The organism is Pseudomonas sp. JZ134 (assembly GCF_051027695.1).
Taxonomy (GTDB): domain Bacteria; phylum Pseudomonadota; class Gammaproteobacteria; order Pseudomonadales; family Pseudomonadaceae; genus Chryseomonas; species Chryseomonas luteola.
Window position 1 is genome coordinate 2,145,142 of the sequence record NZ_CP069250.1, and the last position, 16,254, is coordinate 2,161,395.

16 protein-coding genes are annotated in these 16,254 nt (G+C 55.1%); 6 read left to right on the forward strand and 10 right to left on the reverse strand.

Features of this window, described 5'->3' with window-relative positions; translation table 11 throughout:
* Positions 1-204: 204 nt before the first annotated feature.
* The 6 genes from prpD to JQR86_RS09995 form a co-directional block, all read right to left on the reverse strand.
* Positions 205-1,689: a 2-methylcitrate dehydratase gene (gene prpD, locus JQR86_RS09970; RefSeq protein ID WP_434153489.1), complete on the reverse strand. Its 1,485-nt coding sequence runs from the start codon at positions 1,687-1,689 to the stop codon at positions 205-207.
* 61 nt (positions 1,690-1,750) lie between these two features.
* Complete coding sequence (prpC, locus tag JQR86_RS09975; RefSeq protein WP_074826228.1) at positions 1,751-2,884, reverse strand: bifunctional 2-methylcitrate synthase/citrate synthase; 1,134 nt, start codon at positions 2,882-2,884, stop codon at positions 1,751-1,753.
* Positions 2,885-2,959: 75 nt separating this feature from the next.
* On the reverse strand, positions 2,960-3,856 hold the full coding sequence (prpB, locus tag JQR86_RS09980) for a methylisocitrate lyase (protein ID WP_074826226.1): 897 nt from the start codon (positions 3,854-3,856) through the stop codon (positions 2,960-2,962).
* Positions 3,853-4,602: a GntR family transcriptional regulator gene (locus tag JQR86_RS09985; RefSeq protein ID WP_074826223.1), complete on the reverse strand. Its 750-nt coding sequence runs from the start codon at positions 4,600-4,602 to the stop codon at positions 3,853-3,855. The genes prpB and JQR86_RS09985 overlap by 4 nt, the downstream gene beginning before the upstream one ends.
* 760 nt (positions 4,603-5,362) lie before the next feature.
* Positions 5,363-6,988, reverse strand: coding sequence for a hybrid sensor histidine kinase/response regulator (locus JQR86_RS09990; RefSeq protein WP_434153490.1), 1,626 nt, complete (start codon positions 6,986-6,988; stop codon positions 5,363-5,365).
* Positions 6,989-7,029: 41 nt separating this feature from the next.
* Complete coding sequence (locus JQR86_RS09995; RefSeq protein ID WP_122042630.1) at positions 7,030-7,665, reverse strand: MEDS domain-containing protein; 636 nt, start codon at positions 7,663-7,665, stop codon at positions 7,030-7,032.
* Between the two features lie 593 nt (positions 7,666-8,258).
* Here JQR86_RS09995 and JQR86_RS10000 point away from each other — a divergent pair.
* Complete coding sequence (locus tag JQR86_RS10000; RefSeq protein ID WP_434153492.1) at positions 8,259-8,522, forward strand: hypothetical protein; 264 nt, start codon at positions 8,259-8,261, stop codon at positions 8,520-8,522.
* 68 nt (positions 8,523-8,590) lie between these two features.
* Here JQR86_RS10000 and JQR86_RS10005 read toward each other — a convergent pair whose 3' ends face one another.
* Positions 8,591-8,725, reverse strand: coding sequence for a hypothetical protein (locus tag JQR86_RS10005; protein ID WP_010798202.1), 135 nt, complete (start codon positions 8,723-8,725; stop codon positions 8,591-8,593).
* Positions 8,726-8,965: 240 nt separating this feature from the next.
* On the opposite strand from JQR86_RS10005, the gene rnk reads away from it, so the two are divergent.
* The gene (gene rnk / locus JQR86_RS10010; RefSeq protein WP_434153494.1) at positions 8,966-9,379 is read left to right on the forward strand and encodes a nucleoside diphosphate kinase regulator; all 414 of its coding nucleotides are present in this window, start codon (positions 8,966-8,968) and stop codon (positions 9,377-9,379) included.
* Between the two features lie 40 nt (positions 9,380-9,419).
* On the opposite strand, the gene JQR86_RS10015 is transcribed toward rnk, so the two are convergent.
* The 3 genes from JQR86_RS10015 to JQR86_RS10025 form a co-directional block, all read right to left on the reverse strand.
* Positions 9,420-10,475, reverse strand: a complete 1,056-nt coding sequence (locus JQR86_RS10015; RefSeq protein ID WP_313548172.1) for an Ldh family oxidoreductase — start codon at positions 10,473-10,475, stop codon at positions 9,420-9,422.
* 133 nt (positions 10,476-10,608) lie between these two features.
* The gene (kdgD, locus tag JQR86_RS10020; protein ID WP_289923952.1) at positions 10,609-11,520 is read right to left on the reverse strand and encodes a 5-dehydro-4-deoxyglucarate dehydratase; all 912 of its coding nucleotides are present in this window, start codon (positions 11,518-11,520) and stop codon (positions 10,609-10,611) included.
* Positions 11,521-11,843: 323 nt separating this feature from the next.
* On the reverse strand, positions 11,844-12,800 hold the full coding sequence (locus tag JQR86_RS10025) for a GlxA family transcriptional regulator (protein ID WP_434153495.1): 957 nt from the start codon (positions 12,798-12,800) through the stop codon (positions 11,844-11,846).
* A 104-nt stretch (positions 12,801-12,904) separates the two neighbouring features.
* On the opposite strand from JQR86_RS10025, the gene JQR86_RS10030 reads away from it, so the two are divergent.
* From JQR86_RS10030 to JQR86_RS10045, 4 genes are all read left to right on the forward strand, one after another.
* On the forward strand, positions 12,905-13,702 hold the full coding sequence (locus JQR86_RS10030) for an SDR family NAD(P)-dependent oxidoreductase (protein ID WP_312271140.1): 798 nt from the start codon (positions 12,905-12,907) through the stop codon (positions 13,700-13,702).
* Between the two features lie 31 nt (positions 13,703-13,733).
* The gene (locus tag JQR86_RS10035; protein ID WP_150347470.1) at positions 13,734-14,498 is read left to right on the forward strand and encodes an SDR family oxidoreductase; all 765 of its coding nucleotides are present in this window, start codon (positions 13,734-13,736) and stop codon (positions 14,496-14,498) included.
* A gap of 54 nt (positions 14,499-14,552) precedes the next feature.
* A complete protein-coding gene (locus tag JQR86_RS10040; protein ID WP_434153496.1) occupies positions 14,553-15,734 on the forward strand; it encodes an MFS transporter in 1,182 nt (393 codons plus the stop codon).
* Between the two features lie 114 nt (positions 15,735-15,848).
* Complete coding sequence (locus tag JQR86_RS10045) at positions 15,849-16,124, forward strand: GNAT family N-acetyltransferase (protein WP_434153498.1); 276 nt, start codon at positions 15,849-15,851, stop codon at positions 16,122-16,124.
* Positions 16,125-16,254 lie beyond the last annotated feature (130 nt).

Below are 16,254 nucleotides of genomic sequence, written 5' to 3' on the forward strand. Positions count from 1 at the left end.
AGGGCTTATCACGTGATGGCAGAACGAAACTGCCTCACGGTCAGCCCAGACGTTAAAGCCACTCGCCTGGCCCGTCGTCTGGGAAATGCTTAAGGGGGTATCTGATTTTTTTATGAGGGCCTCAGGCACCTGAGCGAAACGATACTCGGGTGCCTGAGACTGAAAGGAAGGCAAGCCCGTGTTATACGAGCCTGAAGGGATACGTCAGATGACAAAGAGATCAACGAACCGATTGACCGGAGTACGCTCGAGGGTCGCCTGATCCTTACACAAAGCAAAAATCTGCTCACAGCGCTGTGCCGGGAAACGGGTAGCCAGGTTGCTCTTGAACTTGGCCTCGAGCAGCGGGATGCCTTCGTCGCGGCGACGGCGATGGCCAATCGGATACTCTACCGTGACCTTGTCGGTACAGGTGCCATCCTTAAAGAATACCTGGATGGCATTGGCTATAGAGCGCTTGTCAGACTCCAGGTACTCCTGGCTGTAGCGCAGGTCTTCGATGATTTCCATTTTCTCGCGCAACTGATCGATCAGCGGATGCGCTGCATGGAAGGCATCTTCGTAGTGCTCGGCCACCAGGTCTCCGTACAACAGCGGCACGGCAATCATGTACTGCAGGCAGTGGTCGCGGTCAGCCGCGTTGGCCAGCGGGCCGACCTTGGAAATGATGCGGATGGCAGACTCGTGGGTAGTCACCACGATTTTCTCGACCTGATCGAGCTTCTCACGAACCTGGGGATGCAGAATGACCGCTGCCTCAGCCGCCGTCTGGGCGTGAAACTCTGCAGGGAAACTGATCTTGAACAGCACGTTCTCCATCACGTAACTGCCGAAACCCTGTGGGAAGCTGAACTGGCGCTTGTCCTGGGGCTTGGTCTCTAGGTCCTTGTTGGTGTGGCTGAACAGCACATCATAAAAGCCCCATTGAGGTGCGCTCAGCACGCCCGGAATACCCATTTCGCCGCGCATGGCAATGTCTGCCAGACGTACACCGCGGCTGGTGGCGTCCCCTGCTGCCCAGGACTTGCGCGAACCTGCATTCGGCGCGTGCCGATAGGTACGCAGTGCCTGTCCATCTACAAAGGCGTGAGAGATAGCGGCAAGCATCTGCTCGCGATTGGCGCCCATCAACTTGGCCGCAACCGCCGTCGACGCCACCTTGACGAGGATGACATGGTCAAGCCCGACCCGGTTGAAGGAGTTCTCCAGCGCAAACACGCCCTGAATCTCGTGCGCCATGATCATGGCTTCAAGCACGGCGCGCATGGTCAGAGGCGCCTCGCCCTGCGCAACGCGCTTTTGCGACAAATGATCGGCTACTGCCAGAATGCCGCCCAGGTTATCCGAAGGATGTCCCCACTCCGCTGCGAGCCAGGTATCGTTGTAATCCAGCCAACGCACGATACAGCCGATATCCCAGGCAGCCTTTACCGGGTCCAGGCGAAAACTCGTTCCGGGTACGCGCGCGCCATACGGCACCACGGTCCCTTCCACAAACGGACCCAGATGCTTGGTGCATTCTGGGAAACGCAGGGCCAGAAGGCCACACCCCAGCGTATCCATCAGACAATTACGCGCCGTGTTTAGCGCCTCGGTAGAGTCAATCGTATAGTTCAGGACGTAGTCGGCGATGTCCTGCAGAACGTTGTCATAGTCAGGACGATTATTCAGGTCGACGTTGGCGCTCATGCTCTCGCTCTCATGGTTCATTGTTATGTGAGGCAGCGGCAGTCGCTGCCTTTGGATGTATCTACGCGCTGCGCTCTTCGAGCCGCACATACGGGCGCTGCTCGACGCCGGTGTACTCCGCACTCGGGCGAATGATGCGGTTGTTGGCACGCTGCTCGAACACATGGGACGCCCAGCCTGTAACCCGCGAGCAGACAAAGATCGGGGTAAACAACTTGGTGGGAATTCCCATGAAGTGGTACGCGGACGCGTGGTAGAAATCGGCGTTGGGGAACAGCTTCTTCTGCTCCCACATGGTGTGGTCGATCGCTTCGGATACAGGGAATAGCACCGTATCGCCTACTTCCTCGGAGAGCTTTTTCGACCAGACCTTGATGACTTCATTGCGCGGGTCCGAGTCCTTGTAGACGGCATGGCCAAAGCCCATGATCTTGTCCTTGCGCTCCAGCATGCCAAGCGTGCCCTCGATGGCCTCCTGGGGTGACTTGAAACGTTGGATCATTTCCATGGCGGCCTCGTTGGCCCCACCATGCAGAGGTCCACGCAATGAACCAATCGCACCGGTAATGCAGGAATACATGTCCGAAAGCGTGGATGCACATACGCGCGCGGTAAACGTCGAGGCGTTGAACTCATGCTCGGCGTAAAGGATCAGCGACACGTTCATCACCTTGCGGTGCAGCTCGTTGGGTGCCTTGCCATGCAGAAGCTTGAGGAAGTGCCCGGCAATAGAAGGTTCTTCCGTTACGCAATTGATGCGCACACCCTGATGGCTGAAGCGATACCAGTAACACATGATGGCCGGTAATGCCGCCAGCAGCCGATCCGATACAGCCTGTTGTTGCTCAAAGCTACGCTCAGGCTCCAGGTTGCCCAGCATCGAGACGCCGGTCCGCATCACATCCATCGGATGCGCCTGCGCTGGGATGCGCTCAAGCACCTCTTTCAACGCCTGTGGCAGATCACGTAACGTCATGAGTCGATCACGGTAGTCATTCAACTGCTCCGTAGTCGGCAGTTCACCCCGGAACAGCAGATAGGCCACTTCTTCGAACTGGGCATGCTCGGCCAGCTCGCGCACGTCATAACCTCGATAGGTCAGACCGGCGCCTTCTTTACCTACGGTAGACAAGGCTGTCTGGCCGGCGACCTGACCCCGTAGGCCAGCGCCGCTCAATACTTTTGCTTCAGCCATTGCTCTCTCCTTTCTTGGACTTGTTATGGATGGTGCAACTGCATCTGTCAGGTTAGCTGACGGACCTTCGCCGGATCAGCGCTTGTTCTGGGCGAACAGCGCATCCAGCTTTTGCTCGAACTCGTGATAGCCAATGCTTTCGTATAGCTCCATACGCGTTTGCATGGTGTCGACTACATTCTTCTGTGTACCGTCGCGCCGAATCGCGGTGTAAACGTTTTCAGCCGCCTTGTTCATGGCGCGGAAAGCCGACAAGGGATAGAGCACCAACGAGACATCTGCGGAGGCCAGCTCCTCGGTTGTGAACAGTGGCGTCGAGCCAAACTCGGTAATATTTGCCAGCAACGGTACCTTCACCGCGCCAGCGAACTCCCTGTACATCCCAAGCTCGGTCATGGCTTCAGGAAAGATCATGTCTGCACCCGCCTCTACACAGGCGCAGGCCCGATCGATAGCCGATTGCAACCCTTCAACCGCCAATGCATCGGTTCGCGCCATGATCACAAAGCTGTCATCAGTCCGGGCATCCACGGCCGCTTTGATGCGATCCACCATTTCCTGCTGCGAGACGATCTCCTTGTTGGGTCGATGACCGCAGCGCTTGGCCCCCACTTGATCCTCGATATGCAGGGCCGCCGCGCCAAACTTGATCATTGACTTGACGGTGCGGGCCACATTGAACGCTGACGAGCCAAACCCGGTGTCTACGTCAACCAGCAATGGCAAGTCGCACACATCGGTAATCCGGCGCACATCAGTCAAGACATCATCCAGGTTTGAAATACCCAAATCCGGTAGCCCCAATGAACCGGCTGCAACGCCACCACCGGACAGGTAAATGGCCTTAAAGCCGGCGCGCTGGGCTAGCAAGGCATGATTGGCATTAATAGTGCCAACTACCTGGAGCGGATGTTCGACCGCAACAGCCTCTCGAAAACGCTGGCCGGGACGCATGGAAAGACCCTGACTCATGATTCACCTCTATTCTTGTTGGCAGACGCCGCGCTTACCACGGCATGCTCGGGTTGGTGCTGAGTGTCAAGTTGGCGCTCGATATTGCGCCGTGACGCAGCAATGTGGCGCTTCATCAAGAGTTCGGCCAGCTCACCGTCACGGTCAGCGATGGCGTCGAGAATACGATGGTGCTCGGCAAAGGCCTGGCGCGGCCGGTAGGGTGTGGCGGAAAACTGGATCCGGTACATGCGTACCAACTGATACAGCTCATCGCACAGCATGCGGGTCAGCGTGCGGTTTCGGCTGCCTTGAATGATGCGATAGTGGAAATCATGGTCGCCTTCCTGTTGGTAGTACCCCACCCCTGCTTGAAATGAGGCGTCCTGCTCATGGGTTTCTAGCACCTGCCGTAGTTCGAGAATCTCTGCGTCGGTCATACGCTCGGCTGCCAGTCTGCACGCCATTCCTTCAAGCGATTCACGGATTTGATAGAGCTCAACCAGCTCCTCAAGGCCCAGCGAGACAACACGAGCACCCACGTGGGGCACGCGTACGACCAGCTTTTGCCCTTCTAGACGATGAATAGCCTCACGCAATGGACCTCGACTGATCCCATAGGTACGTGCCAGCTCAGGCTCGGAAATTTTGCTGCCCGGTTTGATTTCACCCTTAATGATGGCCGCCTGGATATGGCGAAAGACATGCTCCGAAAGCGTCTCGCTTTCAGGCGTGTTGGCAGAGGGTATTTCGCTTAGCTGATTCATAGTGTCGACACATTTATTTTTTAAGCGACCTTTGTGTCAAACATTAGGCCCAAAAACAAAAAAGTGTCAACAATCTTAATCTTCTTTGGTTTCAACGCTGGTAATCACTGTAACCCTGGAGACCCGGCATAGCACTACGTGCTATCCGTCTGGGCCCTAATAGGTCAGATTGTTTATTTGCCAATATGAACACTTTGGTGCAACGGGCTGGTGCTCCAGCTTTTCAGCCGCCTTTGGGTAGCGCGGAATGCTCCTCATCAACACACAACACCAGCAAATTATTCCTAGCGGGTGCTGGGCATGGGCTGCCCTACTTCTGCTGGTAAACTCCCGTTTCTGTTCCGTCCCGGCAAATCGAACATGACTTCGTCATAACCGGCATACCCTCAAGATGCGCAAACTCAGGTAAACCTAGCCCTTGTTTATCAACAGCACCCATTTACCCCATAGGCCGGTCAAAGCGAATCGGACAGGCTTCATTAGAATCCCATACCGATAACTGTGGATCCTATAAGGATAGGACGGTACGGCTACGGCAGGTTCATGCTTGAGAGTATCCAGTAGAGTCGCGACTGAACGTGACTCGCAGGTGTTCGGATAGGTTGGATATGGAAAGTACTAGGCCTTGGCTTAAAGCCAGACATGAAATAAGTCGTTATTTACCCGCTTCATGGCTCAAGGCTTATTCTTCAATAACCCGGCTTTTCATCCTGTTTAAACCTGCGCTCGCATAGGCAGGCTATAAACCAGGAAAGAATATCTATTTTGATGAAAGACGTGTAATAGCGGCTGTCAGGTCATGGAGTGAAGCCGGCTTAACCAGATGCACATCAAAACCTGCCGTTTTGGAACGCTCCCGGTCTTTAACTTGCCCATAACCGGTCAAAGCGATCAATCCTAGCGCTGATGGAGGAAAATGCTCACGGAGCATAGAGGCCAACTGAAAACCATCCAGGTCGGGCAGCCCTATGTCGAGCACCGCAACCTCGGGCTTGAACTCACGGACTATATTCAGTACATCGAATGGATTACTACTTGCCTGGACGGTATGTCCCTGTTGACGCAAGACAGCCTGGGTGCTTTCAAGCGCATCAAGGTTGTCATCAACAATCAGGATCCGAGCCGGTTTTACTACCGTATTGCTATCTTCCTCAGGGACCTGCATTGGTTCGCTGATCGCCAACAAGAGCCGTGGCAACGTAACCGTAAAAGTAGAACCGCAGCCAACACCGCCGCTGCTAGCCGCTACCGTTCCTCCGTGCAGGCTTATGAAACTCTTGACTAAGGCCAGACCAATACCCAATCCGCCTTTCGCCCGATCTATGGTAACCGCACCCTGCTCGAAAATATTGAAAATACGGGGTAATAACTGAGTGCTGATACCAGAGCCATTATCTTTGACCAGAATAGAAACCTGTTCGCCGTCGGCCTTTACCTCGACCTCTATCTGGCCCCCAACATGAGTGTACTTGGCTGCATTGGTCAGTAGATTGGTAAAGACCTGGGTCAGGCGGACGGAGTCCCCTGACACCCAGACTTCTTCATCGAGAAATATATGAGTGATCTGCTGACGCCGGTCACCAACAAGCGCACTTGTATTCTCAAGGGCTTGGAGCACTACTCCTGTTATGCTTGTAGGCTCTTTATTGATTTCAATTTTTCCACGAGTGATACGCGTAATATCGAGCAGGTCATCCACCAGACGCGACAAATGATCAGCCTGCCGCTCGATGATCTGCAGCTCTCGCGGAAACAGGCCCTGATGCCTTCTTTTGATCAATCCAAGCGCCATGACAATGGGTGCCAGGGGATTACGCAACTCATGCCCCAGCATCGCTAGAAATTCATCTTTGGCTCGACTGGCCTGCTCACGCTCAAAATCTGCCCTTGCGGCTTGTAATCCTGTAGCAGCCAATGAAGCAGCAGCTCGCAAAAGAGCTAATTGGTTGATGCTTGGAAAACCTGGCGCAGAAGAACCAAACCAGATTTTTCCACCATACGTTCCATAGCCCATGCTCAAGTGAACAATGTACATGGACCCCAATGGAGTATCTGACTCATAGGCACGCCCGTCAGGAACACGCGTGTTTTTCCAGGCTTCGGCTGTAACTTCCCAGCGAGATAGCTCTTCGCCCTGGCAATAACGCCCCTCGACTCGCAAAAGGCCTTTGAAGGATGGATTATCAGCCAACAGCGCCTGGGCATAGCTAAAGCGAAGGGGAACGATACGTTCGGCGGCCTCGATCATGAGGCGAAGAACCGTCTCACCCTCTCGCCCTGCCCACAAGGCGGGTAAGGCGAGAAGACCCATCAGGTCTCGAATACCACGTTCTGAGGAATCGCCTTCCTGGGAGGGAACCGGTAATAATTCAGGGTAACGGTTCATTGTCTTCCAAAAAGGCGAAATGAAAGGAGGAAAATAACATATCAGGTGGTCGAGGCGTCTTCCTTGACCTGACGCTTGGCAAGCTCAGCCAACATTTCTGAAGCAGGCGTATAGAAGGGATTTTCCTGTACTACACCATTGATAAGCGTCAACGGATGGGTACGTAAGAGATCCATCATCATGGAGCCGGACATTTTTGCAATGTCATATACGCATACGGCTGGTTGACGGTTCTGGGAAAGCACTTCATTTACTTCGGCCTCGTACGCCAGAATGTCTTTAGCACCAGGCACATCATTAAAGACCCAGTCCATATTGCCCATGATACGCACGCGTGGAAATCCAGCTTCCCGCGCGGCTTTGCAGGCACTTTCCAGCGTATTGAGCATACGGTCCTTATTAAAGGTGCCGGCTTCATCAAGATAGGCACCCTGCCACGATTGAACCTCAAGTTGCCCACAGGCCTCACAGGCATGAGTATCAATTCCCGCCTTGTTAAGGCGTACCCGATGGTCATCCATCTTGGCAGGATTTACGATATGTATATTCTTCTCGCCCTGATCAATCCCCTCCTTGAAGAAAGGGGCCAGGACATCGTACTCCTGTTCACGACTATCGAAAAAAGCGCAGACATGAAAGTGTTCAATCTGTGTGCCTGCCAATGACAATTCGTTCATATGTAGATGTCCTCTAGAACAACCAGCAGCTGACGTGACGAGATTGAATTTGAAATCCCATCCAAGATGGCTAATTGCCTCTACCGCTTGGCAATTTAGCTAGCGAAGAAGCTTAGTGCTAAATATCATTTAGCAGAAGATTTTATTTGCTTAATAAACAGATTCTGACCAGCCAGTCATTTTGGCTGAGTCTAGATAACAATTTTCTGTCGTCACCTTATAGGACGCAAAAACCTTGCCACGGCCTAACTGTGCAGGGGTCAAAAATTGCTTTCGTGCGCTCGCTTGTCAAAAACAAGGTCTTTGAATAGGTAATAGTGTACAGGCTCTCTTCAGCTTGCTGGCTGTTTTATGCGTTTACATACAATCAGTTACACTAATCTTATTTGGGAGGCCTATGAATCATGCCGGTAATAAAAGGAGATTTGGTCAAACTTGCTCTAGCGGGCCAGTCCGACGTTATCGTCCATGGATGTAATTACAGTGCCAAATGGGTGTAGGAATCGCTAAGTCTATAAAATAGGTGTTTCCTGAAGTCTATGAAGCTGATTGCCTAGCTTCGAAAGGAGTACGGGAAAAACGGGCACTTACTCATGCGCCCAATTAAGCGGGGCAACCTCGAGCTTACAGTAGTGAATGCTTACACTCAGTTTCTCTGGCGCGGAGAGGGCGTCAAGGCAGACTATGAGGCTATCCGCGCAGTCATGAGGGCGATTCGGCAAGGGTTCTCGGGATACCGTATCGGCTATCCTCGCATTGGCGCCGGGCTTGCAGAGGGTGACTGGGCAATCATCAGTGCCCTCATCAATGAAGAGCTGGCAGGCCTTGACCCTACCCTGGTGGAGTATCTGCCTTAGCTTTCGTGCGTTTTTGCCTCACTGATGCAACCGCCCCTGACGGCTGTTCAGGTCTTGCTAGCCCAGTATCACCCTAACGGACTGTCGTCCACGTCTGGTCTTTCATCCATATTAGGCGTGTCCTGGGTATCAGGAACGTCACCGTATTCATCGTATTCGTCAGGCGTCTGGCCTTGATCAGGCATGTTTTCCGGGTTGCTCATAAATCACCTCTGCGTGTTTGTCATCTGATACCTGATCAGGCCATGCGTTCAACAAACGCTTGTAAACCGCAAAAGCCTGTTCAGCACGCCTGCTCCCTGCAAGGGATCGCACTGTCTACAGAAACAGGCGTTAATGGTTTCAGGTAGTTGAAAGCGGATAAGCGGTCCATACTCGATTCCGTGCAAGACGTTATTTCCCCAGCATTCACAACAGGATGCACACTTTCAACAAGAGCCTTTATGACCATGAAACCGGATATTGTCGTGTCCTCACTGGACCTTGAGCGGATAGAAGATTTGCTCGAGTCCCTGCCGGCCAGCGAACACTCCATGCAAACCGCCTTACAGGAGGAGCTTGGTCGAGCTGATATTGTCGGTCCGCATGAGATACCGCCTACGGTCGTCACCATGAATTCAACCGTGCGCTTTCGCATGGACGCAACTGGTGAGGAATTCTGCAAGACACTGGTGTATCCCAAGGATCTTGCAGGCGATTCGGGGCAGGTTTCTATCCTCGCCCCGGTAGGCAGTGCGCTGCTGGGGCTGTCCATCGGGGACTACATTGAGTGGCCCACCCCAGGCAAAGGAATGCTCAAGGTCAGGATCATGGATATCCCCTTTCAGCCTGAACAGGCCGGGCAATATCACCGGTAGGCAGGTCAGGAGGAGCATCAGGTGTGCTCCTCCTGCCGGATCAAGCGCTTAGCAGCGCCTGGATATCGTTGTAGAGTGCCTTGGGTATCCAGACCCCTTCACGCAGGCTTTTTTCACGAGCCTGATAACGCCTCTGCGAAGGTAGACGCGCGCCCTGGGCTACCATGGACTCGAACAGCTTTTCGGCACGGGCAAGCTCGGTCTCAGCCTGCTCACCCAGGAAGCGTTGCGGATCGATAGCAATAATCAGCTCGCCTCCCATGGAAGTAACCCGTGCGCCGTTATCAAATGCCAGCGACTCGGCACTGGTCATGTCGGCGATCAGGGGGCCAGCGATCAGCTCCACCATTGCGGCCAGAGCCGAGCCTTTATGCCCTCCGAACGTCAGCATGGCGCCCTTGTCGAGCACGGTGGCCGGATCGGTACAAGGTCTGCCTTCGGCGTCTACGCCCCAGCCTTCAGGAATAGGCTTGCCGGCGCGGCGATGCAGTTCAATTTCACCGCGCGCCACCATGCTGGTCGCAAAATCAAAGATGAATGCCGGCTTGCCTGGACGAGGCCAGCCAAACGCAAAGGGGTTGGTTCCAAAGAGGGGTTTGCTCCCACCGGCAGGCATCACCCAGGCATGGCTCGGCGTACAGGCCAGGGCAACCAGCCCCGCATCGGTGAGCGGTTCGATATCTGCCCAGAGAGCAGAAAAGTGAGCGCAGTGGTTGATGCCTAACGCAGCGATACCCAGCGTCTTGGCTTTCTGGATCAGATGTGGCAGTGCCATCTGGTAAGCGACTTGCGAAAAGCCACCCTTGGCATCGATGCGTACCAGAGCGGGCGCCATGTCATGCAGTTCTGGCTCGGCATCCGGAGAGACCTTGCCTGCCTTGAAGGTATTGATGCAGGACAACAGTCGATACAGACCATGGGATGAACATCCATCGCGCTCGCCAGCCACTAACGTTTCGGTAACGTAGCGGACATGAGGTGCGGTAAAGCCATAGTGTTGGAGCACATGCGTCGCCAGTGCCCGTACGTCATCAAGCGTAAGGTGAACCGTGTCTTGCCCAGAAGCATGGGTCTGGGAAGCGCTTAAGGCAGTCATGGATTCTCCTTTTTAGAATTGTCGTGTCAGAGAAGCATTTGAAATGGGTTATGGGAATGGCCAGGCAGGCGGCCAGTCTTGCAGGTTTATTAGCTAGTGGGCCAGCCTGAGAGGCCAGCCCACTCACAGAGCCTTACTGCGGACCGAGCTTGTCCATCAGCGCAGCCAGACGCTCGTACTCGTCAGGCTTGAGATCAGTCAGCGGTGCACGTACCGGACCGGCATCGTAACCTGCGATCTTCGCACCAGCCTTGACGATGCTTACCGCATAGCCTGCGCAGCGGTTACGGATGTCCAGGTACGGCAGGAAGAAGTCATCGATCAGCTTGCCCACAGTCTCGTGGTCATCCGCAGCAATGGCCTTGTAGAAGTCCATGGCCGTCTTGGGAACAAAGTTGAACACCGCCGAGGAGTACACCGGTACACCCAGTGCCTTGTAGGCCGCGGCATAGACTTCAGCGGTCGGCAGACCGCCCAGGTAGGTGAAGCGATCACCCAGACGACGGCGGATGGAGACCATCAGCTCGATATCGCCCATGCCATCCTTGAAGCCGATCAGATTCGGGCAACGCTCGGCCAGCATTTCCAGCTGGTCAGGCTTCAGGCGGCAGACGTTACGGTTGTACACCACCACGCCAAACTTGACGGACTTGCACACCGCCTCGACGTGCGCGGCTACGCCTTCGGGGCTGGCTTCGGTCAGGTAGTGCGGCAGCAGCAGGATGCCCTGGGCGCCCAGGCGCTCGGCTTCCTGAGCCTGCTGGATCGCTACGCGGGTCGGACCACCGGCACCGGCCAGGATCGGAACCATGCCCTTGCAGGTGTCCACGGCCGTTTTGATGATGTCGGAGTATTCCTTCTGGTCCAGCGAGAAGAACTCACCGGTGCCACCAGCCGCAAACAGAGCGCTGGCACCATAGGGTGCCAGCCATTCCAGGCGCTTGATGTAGGTATCGCGGCGGAATTCGCCCTGCGCATCGAAATCGGTTACCGGAAAGGACAGCAATCCGGATGAAAGGGTGTGCTTGAGTTCTTGTGGAGTCATTTTTGTTGCACCTTGCTTGATGGCGTACGTGGCTAAGGAATAACCGTTACTTGTTGTACGACATCGTATGATCATAGAAAGTAAAGTGCAACCTAGATGAGAGTCTATGTCTGACTGGAAAGGCGCAACCTAGAGCAAGTGGCTGAAACAACAGAACAATTTCTTACAATTACAGGGCAATAGGCGTCATGGCTTGGCTGCATGAAGAGCTTAACCGTTTTTATTCAAATCGGTAGAGTTGGCTTATTCCCAGTCCTTTTTATGCTTCCAACCGATTGAATATTGCCAAGCATCTTGCCGCACGGCCGTATGCGCCCTTCCCTTCAGAGCATCTCTTCAGTCATCGCATTACCTCGCCGTATTGCCTGTGGTGGCATGCCGAAGCCGCGTATAAAGGCCTCTCGCATATGGCGGCGATCACGAAAGCCGGTTTCCTTGGCAATCACATCCAATGAATGACGACTTTGCTCGATCATGAGTCGAGCCGCTTCCAGGCGAAGACTCTCGATAGCCTTGGCAGGCGATTGGCCGGTTTCCGCAGTAAAGACACGGCTGAACTGACGCGGGCTAAGGTGAACGGATTCGGCCAGCTCTTCCACGCTCAAAGGGCTGCTCAGGTGTTGTCGGGCATAGTTCAGGGCGTTCTGGATACGATCAGACTTAGGTGCCAGGTTCAGCATTTCGGAATGCTGGCTCTGACCACCGGCACGTCGTTGGTGCATGACCAGCTTGTGCGCTACCGACCGGGCAACCTCATTACCCAAATCCTTTTCCACGATTGCAAGCGTCAGATCAAGCCCTGCCGTCATCCCGGCTGACGTCCACATCGGACCGTCCGTGATATAAATACGATCTTCCTCGACACGGATATCAGGGTAACGCCGCTGCAACTCCCGCGCATACGCCCAATGGGTGGTTGCACGCCGCCCTGCCAGCAACCCGGCTTCCGCCAGCACAAAGCCACCGGTACAAATAGCGGTCATCCGGCGCGCCTGGGTACTGGCGTCCTGAATAAAACCAAGCACAGCGTCAGGTGATGGTGCAGCCAGTGGGTTGTTTACCCCCGCCACGATCCAGGTATCCGCCTGGCTATTGGGCCCGAGTGCCCGGGAACCCACCGTCAGGCCAAGCGAGGAGCGGACCTCGCCGCCCTCCAGCGAGAAGTTCTCGACTTCGTAGAACGGCTCGCCTGCCACCACGTTGGCATATTCGAAAACCGTTTGCGTCGCCAGTGAAAGGATCTGGAACCCGTTTGACAGCATGTAGCCTACCCGGTGCATGATCGTCTCCCTGACGATGTCCTGAAAACGCACCATAAACGTCATTTAGGTCGCGGTCAATTCACTGCATGATGCCTCCACACCCACCCAAACGGAGCAGCATCATGAACACTCTTCATCAAGGCACTGCACTCATCACTGGCGCCTCTTCCGGTATCGGCGCGGTATACGCCGAGCAATTGGCCCGTCGCGGTTATGACTTGATTCTGGTTGCCCGCAACCGTGAGCGACTCAACACTCAGGCCGAGCGCATTGCCACGCTGACCGGACGAGCCGTGGAGGTCCTGCCTGCCGATCTCAACGATAAATCATCTTTAGCAGCCGTTGAGGCAAAGCTCAAGGAAGACGCCAGCATCACTCTTCTGGTGAACAACGCGGGAATCGGTACTCACACCCCATTGCTCGGGAGCGATGTCGAGCAGATGGTGCGAATGATTGACCTGAACGTGACGGCACTCACTCGCCTTACCTACGCTGCCGTTCCGGGATTCGTCCACCGCGGCAAGGGCGCCATTATCAATATCTCCTCCATCGTCAGCCTTGCACCAGAGATCCTCAATGGCGTCTACGGCGGCAGCAAGGCGTACGTGACGGCGTTCTCTCAGTCTCTGAGCCATGAGCTGGCCGACAAAAGCATCCGCGTACAGACCGTCCTGCCCGGCGCTACGGCCACTGAATTCTGGGATATCGGCGGTCTGCCTCTGGAAAACCTCGACAAACGCATCGTCATGTCACCGGAAGACCTGGTGAAAGCAGCGCTGGCCGGCTTTGACCAGGGCGAGCTGATCACTATCCCCTCGTTGCACGCCCTCGAACGCTGGGAAGCCCTTGAAGCGGCCCGCCAGGCCTTGGCCACGCAGCTCTCCAGCAATACGCCTGCCTCCCGCTACGCCTCGTACTGATCACTTCTACATTCAACCAGGAGACTTCACCATGAACACAAGCGGAAACACTATCTTCATCACTGGCGGTACGTCTGGCATTGGTCGTGCACTGGCCGAAGCCTTTCATCAACGTGGGAACAAGGTTATCGTTGCGGGCAGACGCCAAGCACTGCTCGATGAAGTCGCCAGGGCTAATTCCGGTATCGACACCATCGCGCTGGATATCAACGATCCCGAGCAGATCAAAGCCGTCGCTCAAACAGTCATCGAACGCCACCCTACCCTTAACATCATCATCAACAATGCTGGCGTCATGCCGTTCGATAATGCGGCCTCCGGCGCACTGGACGATGAACAGGCGGTGCAGCTGCTCACGACCAACCTCCTGGGTCCGGTCAGGGTCAGTGCTGCATTTGTAGAACATCTAAAGCGGCAGCCCGAAGCGTACATCATCAACAACAGTTCGATTCTGGCCTATGTACCGCTGGCAGTTACCGCACTGTACTCCGCCACCAAGGCGGCGATTCACTCCTATAGCCTGTCGCAGCGCTTCATGCTTCGGGATACGTCAGTAAAGGTGCTGGAAATCGCACCCCCGTGGGTCGATACCGATCTCATTCACAAGAGTGGTGATCCACGCGCCATGCCGCTGGATGAATTCATTACAGAGATTCTGGAGAAGCTGCAAAGCGCTGAAACGGAAGTCATTGTCGATCGTGTTGCGGCCTTCCGCGCCAATCCCGGCCCCAATGAGCATGCGTTGGTAGAGCAGTTCAACCAAGCCCTGATTGCCAACCCTATTCCTGTCGGCTGAATACGCCCCAGGCTACTCGCCACGGGTGGCCTGGGTGATTCACTGGAGACGCTCATGAAAGGTCTTATCGCACCACCCACCTTGCTTGCATTGCGATCCTTGAGTTTTGCGTATTTCGTCCAGGCGGTAGGTGCTTTGTCCGTGGTTGGCTGTCTGCAGCAGATTTCCCAGGAATGGTTGCTGACCGATACCCAAAGCGCGTACCTGATCTCCCTCTTCGGCATCACCTTTGCCCTGGCTGCGCCCCTGCTGCAGGTCGTTCTGGGACACCTTCCCAGACGGCGGCAGGTTCTGCTTGGGCTGGGCCTTTTCAGCAGCGCTTCGCTTCTTTTCGCACTGGCGCCAAATTACGGCGTGCTGGTGCTGGCTCGCGTTCTTATGGGATTGGGCGCAGGCTTTATCGGCCCGGTATTAGGTGCACTGGGCTCAGCCCTGGTTGACCGGGCCCAGCAAGGCCGCGCCATTGCCATTGTATTGTTGGGATTGAGCGTGGCGGGGATGGCAGGCATTCCCTTGGCCGCCTGGATTGCTCAGCATTGGGGCGTACGCTCGCTTTATTTGATGCTGAGCGTCGCGGGCTTCATGACTGCCCTTCTGATTGCCCGATTCGTTCCCGACCATGTGCAAGGTGAGCGCATTGCGGTTTCAACGGTTGTATCCCTGCTCACACGCCTTGGTCCGCTTAGTACCTTTCTGGTGGTGTTTTTCATCACTTCAGGCGTGTTTTCTACCTATGCGTTTCTGTCCCCCATCATCCGCGATGTGTATCACGGTGGGCCAGAAGACGTGTCTGTTGCCCTGGCCGTGCTGGGCATAGCGGGCGTAGCAGGCAACCTGTTCGTGACACGGGCTGCCGGACGTTACAGTGCAGAGCATATGCTTCTGTCCGGAATCAGCCTCCTGGCCGTAACGCTTCTACTCTTGGGATACGGTCCCGCTCGCCTCGGCTGGCTGCTGCCTGTGCTGGTTCTGTGGGCATTCGCTACGGACATGGTATGGCCTTCACAGCAACGGCGGGTGGTCGAGCGTATGCCGGAACGACGCGGTATCGCCCTGGCGCTGACGGCTTCCTTCATGTTTTGCGGCATTGGATTTGGATCGGCGGTGGCGGGCTGGGTCTATCCTGCCTATGGCTATATGGGCGTGCTAAGCGCCTCATTACTGTTCTTTGTTATGGCAACTGTCTGCCTTGTGGTGTCATACAGTCAGACTAAGGCTGCTATTCCAGTGGCGTAAATCGTATGAAAGGTTAACCACAACGACCTATCGTAGAAGAGCCGTATGGATACGCTGACCCTCAAGCCGATATCAGAAGCAGATGTGTCTTTTCTTCTTGGTTTGAGGAGACGCGTGCTCGTACCTCATGAAGTGGCAGCCGGTATGCAGCGCTCCGAGGAAGAGCATAAGGCCCGGGTATTGGCGCACCTTGAAAGTGGCCAACTGGTAATGCTTGAGAACACACCCATAGGGCTCATCAAGGTAGTGAAATCAGACAGTACGTGGAAACTGCTTCAGCTCCAAATCATCCCGGAGCAACAGGGCAGCGGTATTGCCACTACCCTGGTGACAAATCTGTTGCGTGAAGCGCGATGTGCATCCATACCGGTGGTCTTGACCGTACTTTAGAACAACCCAGCCAAGCGGCTTTACGAACGGCTCGGCTCTTCCGTAACCGGGGAGCGGGAGTTTGTATACGAGATGCAGGCGGGATAGTACGGTACCGTAAAAGACGGTCAAAAATGAAAAGCCGCCCCGG

What these genes read in the sequence shown, in the direction of transcription:
- prpD (WP_434153489.1), bottom strand. Translation starts at nt 1,689, where the DNA reads ATGAGCGCCAACGTCGACCTGAATAATCGTCCTGACTATGACAACGTT.
- prpC (WP_074826228.1), bottom strand. Translation starts at nt 2,884, where the DNA reads ATGGCTGAAGCAAAAGTATTGAGCGGCGCTGGCCTACGGGGTCAGGTC.
- prpB (WP_074826226.1), bottom strand. Translation starts at nt 3,856, where the DNA reads ATGAGTCAGGGTCTTTCCATGCGTCCCGGCCAGCGTTTTCGAGAGGCT.
- JQR86_RS09985 (WP_074826223.1), bottom strand. Translation starts at nt 4,602, where the DNA reads ATGAATCAGCTAAGCGAAATACCCTCTGCCAACACGCCTGAAAGCGAG.
- JQR86_RS09990 (WP_434153490.1), bottom strand. Translation starts at nt 6,988, where the DNA reads ATGAACCGTTACCCTGAATTATTACCGGTTCCCTCCCAGGAAGGCGAT.
- JQR86_RS09995 (WP_122042630.1), bottom strand. Translation starts at nt 7,665, where the DNA reads ATGAACGAATTGTCATTGGCAGGCACACAGATTGAACACTTTCATGTC.
- JQR86_RS10000 (WP_434153492.1), top strand. Translation starts at nt 8,259, where the DNA reads ATGCGCCCAATTAAGCGGGGCAACCTCGAGCTTACAGTAGTGAATGCT.
- JQR86_RS10005 (WP_010798202.1), bottom strand. Translation starts at nt 8,725, where the DNA reads ATGAGCAACCCGGAAAACATGCCTGATCAAGGCCAGACGCCTGACGAA.
- rnk (WP_434153494.1), top strand. Translation starts at nt 8,966, where the DNA reads ATGACCATGAAACCGGATATTGTCGTGTCCTCACTGGACCTTGAGCGG.
- JQR86_RS10015 (WP_313548172.1), bottom strand. Translation starts at nt 10,475, where the DNA reads ATGACTGCCTTAAGCGCTTCCCAGACCCATGCTTCTGGGCAAGACACG.
- kdgD (WP_289923952.1), bottom strand. Translation starts at nt 11,520, where the DNA reads ATGACTCCACAAGAACTCAAGCACACCCTTTCATCCGGATTGCTGTCC.
- JQR86_RS10025 (WP_434153495.1), bottom strand. Translation starts at nt 12,800, where the DNA reads ATGCACCGGGTAGGCTACATGCTGTCAAACGGGTTCCAGATCCTTTCA.
- JQR86_RS10030 (WP_312271140.1), top strand. Translation starts at nt 12,905, where the DNA reads ATGAACACTCTTCATCAAGGCACTGCACTCATCACTGGCGCCTCTTCC.
- JQR86_RS10035 (WP_150347470.1), top strand. Translation starts at nt 13,734, where the DNA reads ATGAACACAAGCGGAAACACTATCTTCATCACTGGCGGTACGTCTGGC.
- JQR86_RS10040 (WP_434153496.1), top strand. Translation starts at nt 14,553, where the DNA reads ATGAAAGGTCTTATCGCACCACCCACCTTGCTTGCATTGCGATCCTTG.